This window comes from Streptomyces sp. JNUCC 64 (assembly GCF_054484115.1).
In genome coordinates this window covers 5,771,571-5,782,713 of record NZ_CM137015.1, presented here as the reverse complement: position 1 = coordinate 5,782,713, position 11,143 = coordinate 5,771,571, and the positions used below count along the sequence as shown (strand labels likewise).

8 protein-coding genes and 2 tRNA genes are annotated in these 11,143 nt (G+C 74.5%); 2 read left to right on the top strand and 8 right to left on the bottom strand.

Annotated elements, in window-relative coordinates:
• Positions 1-189: 189 nt before the first annotated feature.
• The 3 genes from ACVWNX_RS23945 to leuS all read right to left on the bottom strand — a co-directional run bounded on the left by ACVWNX_RS23945 (position 190) and on the right by leuS (position 5,300).
• A complete protein-coding gene (locus ACVWNX_RS23945) occupies positions 190-1,044 on the bottom strand; it encodes a DegV family protein (RefSeq protein WP_454409788.1) in 855 nt (284 codons plus the stop codon).
• 228 nt (positions 1,045-1,272) lie between these two features.
• A complete protein-coding gene (locus tag ACVWNX_RS23940) occupies positions 1,273-2,025 on the bottom strand; it encodes an AAA family ATPase (protein ID WP_454409786.1) in 753 nt (250 codons plus the stop codon).
• 320 nt (positions 2,026-2,345) lie between these two features.
• Positions 2,346-5,300, bottom strand: coding sequence for a leucine--tRNA ligase (leuS, locus tag ACVWNX_RS23935; RefSeq protein WP_454409784.1), 2,955 nt, complete (start codon positions 5,298-5,300; stop codon positions 2,346-2,348).
• Positions 5,301-6,015: 715 nt separating this feature from the next.
• Here leuS and ACVWNX_RS23930 point away from each other — a divergent pair.
• Both ACVWNX_RS23930 and ACVWNX_RS23925 read left to right on the top strand, forming a co-directional pair.
• A complete protein-coding gene (locus ACVWNX_RS23930; RefSeq protein ID WP_454409782.1) occupies positions 6,016-7,029 on the top strand; it encodes a cytochrome b/b6 domain-containing protein in 1,014 nt (337 codons plus the stop codon).
• A 32-nt stretch (positions 7,030-7,061) separates the two neighbouring features.
• Positions 7,062-8,684, top strand: a complete 1,623-nt coding sequence (locus ACVWNX_RS23925) for an NADH-ubiquinone oxidoreductase-F iron-sulfur binding region domain-containing protein (RefSeq protein ID WP_454414910.1) — start codon at positions 7,062-7,064, stop codon at positions 8,682-8,684.
• A gap of 71 nt (positions 8,685-8,755) precedes the next feature.
• On the opposite strand, the gene ACVWNX_RS23920 is transcribed toward ACVWNX_RS23925, so the two are convergent.
• The 5 genes from ACVWNX_RS23920 to rsfS all read right to left on the bottom strand — a co-directional run bounded on the left by ACVWNX_RS23920 (position 8,756) and on the right by rsfS (position 11,033).
• Positions 8,756-8,828: transfer RNA gene (locus ACVWNX_RS23920), tRNA-Ala, on the bottom strand.
• 124 nt (positions 8,829-8,952) lie between these two features.
• A complete protein-coding gene (locus tag ACVWNX_RS23915) occupies positions 8,953-9,186 on the bottom strand; it encodes a hypothetical protein (RefSeq protein ID WP_454409781.1) in 234 nt (77 codons plus the stop codon).
• A 533-nt stretch (positions 9,187-9,719) separates the two neighbouring features.
• Positions 9,720-9,792 (bottom strand) — tRNA-Ala (locus ACVWNX_RS23910).
• Between the two features lie 105 nt (positions 9,793-9,897).
• Entirely contained in the window at positions 9,898-10,578 is a 681-nt protein-coding gene (locus tag ACVWNX_RS23905) for a histidine phosphatase family protein (RefSeq protein WP_454409779.1), read from the bottom strand.
• Positions 10,575-11,033, bottom strand: a complete 459-nt coding sequence (rsfS, locus tag ACVWNX_RS23900; protein WP_454409777.1) for a ribosome silencing factor — start codon at positions 11,031-11,033, stop codon at positions 10,575-10,577. Before rsfS ends, ACVWNX_RS23905 begins: the two co-directional genes overlap by 4 nt.
• Positions 11,034-11,143: the final 110 nt, after the last annotated feature.

Below are 11,143 nucleotides of genomic sequence, written 5' to 3'. Positions count from 1 at the left end.
CACGACGGGAGAGGGGCGAGGAGTCATGTCTTCGACGGTAGGCGCCGGATCCGATCCGGGACGATCATGGGTAAAACCCGTGGATGACAGGGGAGTTGTGGATAACTCGGCCACCCTCACGAGTGCTCAGCAAGGTGTCAGCTTGACGTTCCCTCGCCTTGACGCGCCCTCGCTCAACGCGCCCCTCGCTCAGATGGCCCCGGCCGAGACCACGACCCCCAGCAGCCCGGGCCCGGTGTGCGCCCCGATCACCGCACCCACCTCGCTGACGTGGACCTCGCCGAGCGTGGGGATCCGGGTCCGCAGCCGCTCGGCCAGCGACGCCGCCCGCTCCGCCGCGGCGAGATGGTGCACGGCGATGTCCACCGGCCCGGCGGACGCCGCGCGTTCCGCCGCCAGTTCCTCCAGCCGGGCGATGGCCTTCGTCGCCGTGCGGACCTTCTCCAACGGCTCGATACGGCCGTCCGACAGCTGGAGCAGCGGCTTCACCGCGAGCGCCGACCCGAGGAGGGCCTGGGCCGCGCCGATCCGTCCACCGCGCCGCAGATAGTCGAGGGTGTCCACGTAGAAGTAGGCGGAGGTCCCCTCGGCCCGCTTCTCCGCGGCCGCCACCGCCTCGTCGACCGAGGCGCCCGCCGCGGCGGCCTCGGCGGCGGCCAGCGCGCAGAACCCCAGGGCCATCGCGATCATCCCGGTGTCCACGACCCGCACCGGCACCGGCGCGGAGCGCGCGGCGAGCACGGCCGCATCGTAGGTGCCGGAGAGTTCGGAGGAGAGGTGCAGGGAGACGATGCCGGTGGCGCCCGCCGCCGCGGCCTCCCGGTAGGTCGCCGCGAACACCTCGGGGGCGGGGCGGGAGGTCGTCACGGGGCGGCGCTTCTGGAGGGCCTCCGCCAGGGAGCGGGCCGAGATCTCGGTGCCCTCCTCCAGCGCGCGGCCGCCGAGGACCACGGTGAGCGGTACGGAGGTGATGTCGTGCCGTCGCATCGTCCGCTCCGGCAGGTAGGCCGTGGAATCGGTGACGATGGCGACATGGCGGGACATGGCCTGGAGATTACCCTCCGGGGTTCGGCGGCGGCAGTCCGGGCCCGTCAGTGACGCCGAGACGTCCGTGGTCCCCGGTCTTTCGCTCTCCGGCGCTCCGGTCCTGGTCGCCTCCCGGAGCGGACCGGCCGGAGCGGGGAGCGTCCCCGGATCCGGCGTCGGGCCCGGAGGCGTTCCCCGGGCGGCGGGGACCGGGGGTTCGGGCCAGGGGCCCCGGTCGGGTGGTGCTCAGGTGGTGCTCTCGGGGCGGGGCTTCTTCTCCCAGGAGTAGGTGGGCCGGGGGGCGGCCGGGGCGATGGCGGGCGGGTCGGACTCCGCGCCCGGCCAGGTCTGGCGGCGGCCCGTGTCCGGCTCCTGGGAGGCGGGCGCCTCGGGCCACGGCTCGGCGGCGGGGGCCGTGCCGGAGGCGGGCTCCCCGCTGGGGGCCTGACCCGCGACGGACGTCCAGTGCCGCAGGGCGTCCGACTCCATGTCGATCTGCTGGCTGAGGGAGTTGAGGTCGTCGTCGGCGAAGCGGTGCGCGCGGTCGCGGGCGGCCCAGCGCAGCGAGTCGGCGGAGCCGGTGATCTGGTCGGTGCGCTCGCGCAGCTCGGGCAGCCGGGCGCTGAGCCTGGACCGGTCGGGCTCGTTCTCCAGGAGCTTCAGTTCACGGTCCAGCTCGTGGCCGTGGGCGCTGAGGCGTTCGAAGAGGGTCAGCGACTCCCGGAGGGACTCGTCCTCGTCGACATGGGCCTGCAGCGCGTCCTGGGTGGCCCGCATGGACGTCCGCAGCTTCAGCCTCAGCTGCGCCAACTCCCCGGCGGGACCGACCTGGGTGTAGCGCTTGGCCTTGAGCGCGGTGTCCTCGACCGTGCGCCGTGCCTGGTGGATCGTCCGGTCCACCCCCCGCTTGGCGGCGCCCACGACCTTGACCGCCGCGTAGACGCCCGCCGCCACGAAGAGGACGAAGAGCAGCGCCACAAGGGCGATCACGGTTTCCACGGCGTTCCTCTCCCGGTCCTGTCAGGCTCTCCACGGTAAACGCGGAAAGCCGTTGGGGGGTTCCCTCCCCCGTCCCCGAACAACCCTGGACGTCCCCTTAGGGGAGACCCCGAGTGCCGTTCGGGCCCCACGGCACCGCCACCCGCGTTCCACCGGGAGCGCCCAGGGCACCGGCCGCTCCGCCCAGGCCGTCTCTTACGGACTGGAGCGGGCCTCCCGGACCCCGGGCGGAACCCCAGGGGCCGCGTCGGTCCGGCCCCTGGGGAGAGTGTCCCCCGGGGCCGGACCGTTCACACGGCGTCGCGTCGTGCGACGGCCGCCTACGCCGTCACGATGTTGACCAGCTTGGGCGCCCGCACGATGACCTTGCGGACCTGGGCGTCGCCCAGCGCGGCGCGCACCTTGTCGTCGGCCAGGGCCACCCGCTCCAGCTCCTCGGCGGAGATGGCCGGGGAGACCTCCAGCCGGGCCTTGACCTTGCCCTTCACCTGCACCACGCAGGTGACGCTCTCGTCCACCACGTAGGCCGGGTCGGCGACCGGGAAGTCCTGGTGGACGACCGAGTCGGTGCGGCCCAGCCGCCGCCACAGCTCCTCGGCGATGTGCGGGGCCAGCGGGGCGATCAGCAGCACCAGGGGCTCGGCCACCGCGCGCGGGAGCGGCCCGGCGGCCCGGGTCAGATGGTTGTTCAGCTCGGTGATCTTGGCGATGGCGGTGTTGAACCGCAGTCCCTCCAGGTCCTGGCGGACCCCGTCGACGGCCTTGTGCAGGGCGCGCAGGGCGTCCTCGCCGGGCGCGTCGTCGGTGACGGTCGGCTCGCCGGTGGCCTCGTCCACCAGGTTGCGCCAGACCCGCTGGAGCAGCCGGTACTGGCCGACGACCGCGCGGGTGTCCCAGGGCCGGGAGACGTCCAGGGGGCCCATCGCCATCTCGTACAGGCGCAGGGTGTCGGCCCCGTACTCGGCGCAGATCTCGTCGGGGGTGACGGCGTTCTTCAGGGACTTGCCCATCTTGCCGAGCACCCGGGAGACCTTCTCCCCCTGGTGGTAGAAGGCGCCGTCGCGCTCCTCGACCTCGGCGGCGGGCACGGCGATGCCCCGGCCGTCCCGGTAGACGTACGCCTGGATCATGCCCTGGTTGAAGAGCTTGTGGAACGGCTCGGGCGAGGACACGTGGCCCAGGTCGAAGAGGACCTTCGACCAGAAGCGGGCGTACAGCAGGTGGAGCACGGCGTGCTCGGCGCCGCCCACGTAGAGGTCCACACCGCCGGTGGGCATGCCCTCGCGCGGGGACATCCAGTACCGCTCGATGTCGGGGGCGACCAGTTCCCGGTCGTTGTGCGGGTCCAGGTAGCGCAGTTCGTACCAGCAGGAACCGGCCCAGTTGGGCATGGTGTTGGTTTCGCGGCGGTACGCGCGCGGGCCGTCGCCGAGGTCCAGGGTGACGTTGACCCAGTCGGCGTTGCGGGACAGCGGGGTCTCGGGCCGGGTGTCGGCGTCGTCCGGGTCGAAGGTGCGCGGCGAGTAGTCCTCGACCTCGGGCAGCTCCAGGGGCAGCATCGACTCGGGGAGCGCGTGGGCGACGCCGTCCTCGTCGTAGACGATCGGGAAGGGCTCGCCCCAGTAGCGCTGACGGCTGAACAGCCAGTCGCGCAGCCGGAAGTTGACGGTGCCCTCGCCGATGCCCGCGCGCTCCAGCCACTCGGTGACGCGGGCCTTGGCCTCGGTGACGCCCAGACCGTCCAGGGAGACGTGCTCCCCGGTGGAGTTGATCAGGACGGCGTCGTACGAGTCGAAGGCGTCGTCCCAGGTGGCGGGGTCGGCGTCCCGGCCGTCGCCGGGCTCGACGACACATCGCACGGGCAGGTCGAAGGCGCGGGCGAAGGCGAAGTCACGGGTGTCGTGGGCGGGCACCGCCATGATGGCGCCGGTCCCGTAGCCCATGAGGACGTAGTCCGCGATGAAGACGGGGACCGGGTCGCCGCTGACCGGGTTGGTGGCGTACGCGCCGGTGAAGACGCCGGTCTTCTCCTTGGCGTCGGCCTGGCGCTCCACGTCGGACTTGGCGGCGGCCTGCTTGCGGTAGGCGGCGACGGCCTCGGCGGGGGTGGCGTGGCCGCCCGTCCAGACGTCCTGGGTGCCCTCGGGCCAGGCCGCCGGGACGATCCGGTCGATCAGCTCGTGCTCGGGCGCCAGCACCATGTAGGTGGCGCCGAAGAGGGTGTCCTGGCGGGTGGTGAAGACGGTGATGACGTCGGTGCCGGGGGCGGTCTCCGTGCCTCCGGCGACGGCACCGGTGACGGGCGCGGCGGCGGCTCCGTCGACCGCGACGGGGAAGTCGACGCGGGCGCCCTCGGAGCGGCCGATCCAGTTGCGCTGCTGGAGCTTGATGGCCTCGGGCCAGTCCAGTCCGTCCAGGTCGGCCAGCAGGCGGTCCGCGTAGGCGGTGATGCGCATGTTCCACTGGCGCAGCTTGGACTTGAAGACGGGGAAGTTGCCGCGCTCGGAGCGGCCGTCGGCGGTGACCTCCTCGTTGGCGAGGACGGTGCCCAGTCCGGGGGCCCAGTTGACGGGCGCCTCGGAGGCGTAGGCCAGGCGGTATCCGCCCAGGACGTCGGCGCGCTCGGTGGCGCTCAGGTCGCGCCACGCGCGCGTGGTGCCCGGGACGGCGCGCTCACCGCTGTCGAACTGGGCGATCAGCTGGTCGATGGGACGGGCGCGACCCGCCTCCTCGTCGTACCAGGAGTTGAAGATCTGGAGGAAGATCCACTGGGTCCACTTGTAGTACGCGGGGTCGATCGTGGCGATCGAGCGGCGCCGGTCGTGGCCCAGGCCCAGGCGGCGCAGCTGGCGGCGCATGTTGTCCATGGCGGCCTCGGTGGAGACCCGGGGGTGGGTGCCGGTGGCGACCGCGTGCTGTTCGGCGGGCAGGCCGAAGGCGTCGAAGCCCAGGGTGTGCAGGACGTTGTGGCCGGTCATCCGCTGGTAGCGGGCGTACACGTCGGTGGCGATGTACCCCAGGGGGTGGCCCACGTGGAGTCCCGCGCCCGAGGGGTACGGGAACATGTCCATGATGAACTTCTTGGGGCGGGCGACGACGTCCGGGTCCCCGGCCAGGTCGCCGCTCGGGTTGGGGGCCTCGTAGGTGCCCTCGGCCTCCCAGGCGTCCTGCCAGCGCGCCTCGATGTCGGCGGCCATGGCGGCCGTGTACCGGTGCGGAGCGGCGGCCTCCACGGCGCTTTCCGCGGCGGCGGGGGAAGAGTTCGTCTCGCTCATGGTCCTTCAAGCTCCATCGGTCGTCATCTGCCTGCGGTCGTCGACCCGTTCGTCTCCCGGTCGCGGCGCGGCCGGGAAACGAAAAACCCCCTCGCACAGGAGGGGGCGCCGCGCTGATGCCGACCGGATCCGTCGGGACTGATCAGCGCGGCCCGCTAAGCAGAAGGCGTACGGCACGCATGGCGCCAGGGTACCGCAGGCGTACCGCCCCGGCGACGGCGCCCGGGCGGTACGGCGGGCCCCGGGCAGGGCCCTCCGTGGCGCCCGGACGGGCCCGGGAGGGCGGCGGCGGGGACGGACTCCGGAACGGTCGGCTGACGGGTGGCGGACCGGCCCCGGGGCGATCCGTGGGAGAGGCCGCGGGACGGCCCGCCGAGCGGGCCACGGGGCGGGCCCGTGACACGGGAGGCCACCCCTTGGTTACCCCGCGTACCGGGCCTTACCGGGGCAACGCTCCGGCCGGACCCCCGTCCACCGGCGGGCCGATGCCCGAAGCCGGTACTCCTCGGTACCGGACCGACCTTAGAGTGCCGCAGCGGGACCACTTTGCCGCGCCACTGGGAGTCGCCCCATGAGCCCTCGCACACCTCGCAGCCCCCGGGAGCCCACGGGGGGCCGCCGTTCCCGTGGCACGGGTCGGCGGGGCCGTCCCCGCACCGCACCGGCCGTCCGGGTCGGCCGGGGGGCGGTGGTGGGGGCGGGGACCGTGGCGCTGGTGCCGCTGACCGTGGTCCTCGGGGGCGACGGCGCGCGCGGCTTCGCCGACTTCGCCGCGGGGGTGCTCGCCCTGGTCGCGCTCACCTGCTCGGTGGTCTGGGGACTCGTCGCCTCGGACCGGACCTTCCTGAGCCCCCGTCAACGGCTGCTCGCCCAGGCGGTCCACCGGACGACCGCCGTCGCCGCGCTCGTCTTCCTGCTGCTGCACATCACCGTGAAGGCCGTCCTGGCCCACATCGCGTTCCCGGCCGCGCTGGTGCCCTTCGGCCTCGGCCTCACGGGCAACGCCGGACTGGTCGGCCTGGGCTCGCTGGCGGCCCTGCTGATGGCCGTCACGGGCCTCACCGGCGCCCTGCGGGCGTCCTTCGCCGCGCCGGCCCCGGCGGCGGCCCGCTGGCGCGCCACGCACGCCCTGGCGTACCCCGCCTGGTGCGCGGCGCTGCTGCACGGGCTGTTCGCCGGACGGCCCGCCGCGGGCTGGGTGACGTTCCTGTACGCCCTGAGCCTGGTGGCCGTGATCGCGACGGTCGGGCTGCGCGCGGCTCCCCCGGCGGTGCGGCGGCGCGTCACGGCCCGTCTCCTCGCCCCGCCGGACGGCCACCCGGACGGCCACGTCCCACCGGACGGCCACTTCGGCGAGCAGGCCCCACCGGGCGCCCGCCCGGACGGCCACGCCCCGCCGACGGCCCCGGCCACCCCGGCGGGAACGCCCGGACGGCCCGCGCACGGGCCGTCCACGCCCCCGTACGGTCCGTACGCGCCCCCGGGTCCGTACGCGCCCCCGGTCCCCGCCCCGTCCCCCCGCCTCTACGAGGCCCCGCCGCGCCCCCTGACGGCCCCCGGGGCCCCGGGGGCCGCCCCGGCCGTCCAAGGCCGTGTGGAGACCCCCGGGGCGCTCGGGACGACGGCCGCCCGCCGGGCGGTCGGGGCACCCGTGGCCCTCCCCCGGCCGGGCGGCGACCGGACCGCCCCCGGCGGCTCCCGGAACGCCTCCCCGGGCGGCGCTCCGTGAGCGGCGGCGCGGGCCTGCCCGACGTGCCCGAGGTGAGGACCGTGGGGCTGCCCCTGCTCACCTCGGGCTTCGACCTCGCCGAACGGCTCGACCTCGGCACCCACCTGGGCGTCCACGGCCCGCTCGCCCCGATGGGCGGCGAACGGCTGGCCGCGCTCACGGAACGGATCGGACTGCGGGGCCGGGGCGGCGCCGGGTTCCCGTTCGCGCGCAAGCTGCGCGCCGTGGCGGACGCGGCGGTCCGCCGGGGGACGCGTCCCGTGGTGGTGGTCAACGGCAGCGAGGACGAACCCGCCTGCCGCAAGGACACCGTCCTGATCAACCGTGCCCCGCACCTCGTCCTGGACGGTGCCCTGCTGGTGGCGGAGGCCCTGGGCGCGCGCACCCTCGTCGTCGGGGTGACCCGGGAGTCGACCCAGCGGTCCATGGAGGGGGCGCTCGCCGAGCGCGGACTGTCCGACCGTCGTGGCGACCCGCTCCGCGCGCGGGTGCGGCGCAATCCGGTGCGGATGGTGACCGGGGAGTCGTCGGCGCTGATCCGCTCGATCGACGGTGGACCGCCGGTGCCGCCGGGGCGCCGGGTGCGCGCCGCCGAGGCGGGGGTGGGCGGGGCGCCGACCCTGTTGTCCAACGCGGAGACGTTCGCCCAGCTCGCGGTGGCGGCCCGGATGGGCGCGGAACGGTACGGCGCCGTCGGGGTCCGGGAGGAGCCGGGGACGGTGCTGCTCACGGTGTCCGGCGCGGTGGCCCGGCCGTTGGTGCTGGAAGCCCCCTCGGGGGTGCCGCTGCGGTACGTGCTCCAGCTCGCCGGGGCGCCGCCGCTGCCGCAGGGCGTGCTGACCGGCGGCTACCACGGGAAGTGGCTGGGGGCCTCGGCGGCGCACGGCGCCGTGGTGTCGCGGGCCGCGCTGGAGGCGGCGGGCGGGGCGCTCGGGGCGGGGGCCGTGCTGCCGCTCGCCCAGGACACCTGCCCCCTCGGGGAGGCGCTGTTGGTGGCGCGCTGGCTGGCGGGCGAGAGCGCGGGACAGTGCGGCCCCTGCTTCCGGGGGCTGCCCGCCGCGGCGGGCGGTCTGGAGGACGTCCTCACGGGGGGCGGCGCGGTCGCGCTGGAGGCGCTGCGGGAGGTCACCCGGGCGGTGCGGGGGCGGGGCGCGTGCCGCCACCCGGACGGCGCGGCGACGTTCGTGGAGTCCTCGCTCGCCGCGTTCGGCGACGACCTCGTGGCCCATGTGCGGGGCGGCGGCTGTGGCCGTCCGGTCCGGGGGACGCTGCCGCTGCGGCCGTTCCCCGACGGGGACGGCGGCGCGGTGGCCGGGGCGGGCGGCACGGAGCCCGCCCGGCAGCGGCTCACGGTGGACTGGACGCGGTGCGAGGGGCACGGGCTGTGCGCCGACCTGGTGCCCGAACTGCTCCGGCTCGGCCCGGACGGCTATCCGTCGGCGGCGGAGGTGCCGGTGCCGGAGGCCGCGCGGACACGGGCACTGCGCGCGGTGCGGCGCTGTCCGGCGCTGGCGCTGCGGTTGGAGGCGGACCCGCACGGGTCCCGGCCGCCGCTTCCCGCGTACCCCCCGCTTCCGCCGCTTCCGCCCCGGCCTCCGTTTCCGGCGGGGTCGCCTGGCCCGGGGAGTCCGGCCCTGGAACGGGCCGACGGGTGACGGAGACCGAGACGGGAAAGCGGAAGGTCCCACCCGGTTCTCCGGGTGGGACCTTCCGCTTCAACTTCTTGTGGAGCTAAGGAGAATTGAACTCCTGACCTCCTGCATGCCATGCAGGCGCTCTACCAACTGAGCTATAGCCCCGTGCTGTGTGCCTTCCGGGTCTCCCCGGCGGCTTCGCCAACATTAACGGTCACCGCGGCGGTTCACCAAATCGGTTCCCGCCCGCCCCCGGAGGGGCGGGGCACGGCGGTCCGGGGACCGCCGGTCAGGCCGTGGCGAACGAGTAGAAGCGTTTGAGCGTGCAGTGCTCGTCGAGGAGGCGGCCGTAGATCGGCTCCCCCTCCAGCTCCCGGTAGGTCTCGATGGGGTCGCCTTTTATGATCAGCGCCCGCGCGCACTCCTCGCACCAGTACTGGTACTCGGGGTTGACGGGTTCCATGTCCCGGACGATGGGCGTGCCGCCGCCGCACCAGTCGCACTTCCGCCTGTGCGCACCCATCGGTCAGCTCCGGGAACGGTCGCGGGCCGGGGGCGCGGAGAGCGCGGCACCGGGGCGGCCGGAGGGTCGGGCGGACGGGACGCGGGCGGGGGCCGGAGGGCCGGGGAAGCTCCCGGCGGGGGTTCCGGGGAGCTTCGCGCCCCCGTGTGGCATCCCCCCGGCGAGGAGGTGGTCGTCCCCCTCGCGGATGCTCGAAGGCATCGCCTCTCCCTCCCGTGGGGCCGCGTCCCCAGTCAGCCGTCTGATTCTGCCACGCCGGACCATCCCGGTCAGCGGCGTGCGCACACCGGTCCGGACGGGGCGCGTCCGCCACCCGGCCGGGGGACGGTGCGCGCGGGCGCCCGTTCGGGGACGCGTACGCCCCTCACCTCCCGCTTACCTCGGGACGGCGGCGGAAAACCACCCGGTGGCGGGAATGGCCGCCGGACGCCCCTCCGCCCGCACCGGAACGAGGGGGTCGGCCGGAGGACGGCGCGGAAACGGCGAAGGCGATCCGTACCGCGTGTGACGCGGTACGGATCGCCTTCGTTCTGTGGAGCTAAGGAGAATTGAACTCCTGACCTCCTGCATGCCATGCAGGCGCTCTACCAACTGAGCTATAGCCCCGTGCGTTCTTCCCGTTCGGCTGGCCGAACAAGAAGAACTCTAGCCTGCGTGCGGCCGGAAAGTGAAATCCGTGCTGGCGGGGGCGCCGTTCGAGGTGCCGGACGCTCAGTCGTCGTCGCCCAGGACGGGCTCCGGCAGGGTGCCCGCGTTGTGCTCCAGCAGACGCCAGCCCCGGGCGCCCCGGCCGAGGACCGACCAGCAGCAGTTGGAGAGGCCGCCCAGGCTCTCCCAGTGGTGGGAGTCGAGCCCGAGGAGACGGCCGATGGTGGTGCGTATCGTGCCGCCGTGGCTGACGACGACCAGGGTGCCGTTCTCGGGGAGCTTGTCGGCGTGGCCGAGGATCACGGGGGCCGCGCGGTCGGCGACCTCGGTCTCCAGTTCGCCGCCGCCCCGGCGGACGGGTTCGCCGCGCTTCCAGGCCGCGTACTCCTCGCCGTGCCGGGCGATGATCTCGTCGTGGGTGAGGCCCTGCCAGACGCCCGCGTAGGTCTCGCGCAGGTTCTCGTCGTGGGTGACGGGCAGACCCGTGAGGGCCGCCAGCTCGGCCGCCGTGGCCGCGGCCCGCTTCAGGTCCGAGGCGATGATCGCGTCGGGGTTCAGCGAGGCGAGCAGCCGGGCGGCGCGGCGGGCCTGGAGGACGCCGGTCTCGGTGAGCGGGATGTCGCTGGTGCCCTGGAAGCGCCGCTCCAGGTTCCACCCGGTCTGACCGTGCCGCCAGAGGATGATCCGACGGCTGGTCCCGGCTTCGGAGAAGGGCTTGAGGTCGGTCCGGCTGGAGGCGCTCACCGCGGTTCCCCGCCCAGGTCGCGGAGGTCGCCCGCCTCCTCGGCGGCCTGGAGCCGCTGCGCGTGCTCGGCGGCCTTGCCCTTGGTGGCCCGCGCGTCGGCGGGCAGTTCGAGTTCGGGGCAGTCCTTCCACAGGCGTTCCAGGGCGTAGAAGACGCGCTCCTCGCTGTGCTGGACGTGGACGACGATGTCCACGTAGTCGAGCAGGATCCAGCGGGCCTCGCGGTCGCCCTCGCGGCGGACCGGCTTGGCGCCGAGTTCCTTGGCGAGGCGCTCCTCGATCTCGTCGACGATCGCCTTGACCTGGCGGTCGTTGGGCGCCGAGGCGAGCAGGAAGGCGTCCGTGATCGCCAGGACGTCGCTGACGTCGTAGGCGATGATGTCGTGCGCGAGCTTGTCGGCCGCCGCCTGCGCGGCGGTGGAGATGAGCTCAAGGGAACGGTCAGTGGCGGTCACTGCACGGCTTTCGTCGATCGGTCAGTACGTCTCCAGCGTCTCACGGACGGTTGACCACGACCCAAACGATTACCGTGCGCGACCGCCCGGGACGCCGACCGCCGGGACGC

What these genes read in the sequence shown, in the direction of transcription:
- ACVWNX_RS23945 (WP_454409788.1), bottom strand. Translation starts at nt 1,044, where the DNA reads ATGTCCCGCCATGTCGCCATCGTCACCGATTCCACGGCCTACCTGCCG.
- leuS (WP_454409784.1), bottom strand. Translation starts at nt 5,300, where the DNA reads ATGAGCGAGACGAACTCTTCCCCCGCCGCCGCGGAAAGCGCCGTGGAG.
- ACVWNX_RS23915 (WP_454409781.1), bottom strand. Translation starts at nt 9,186, where the DNA reads ATGGGTGCGCACAGGCGGAAGTGCGACTGGTGCGGCGGCGGCACGCCC.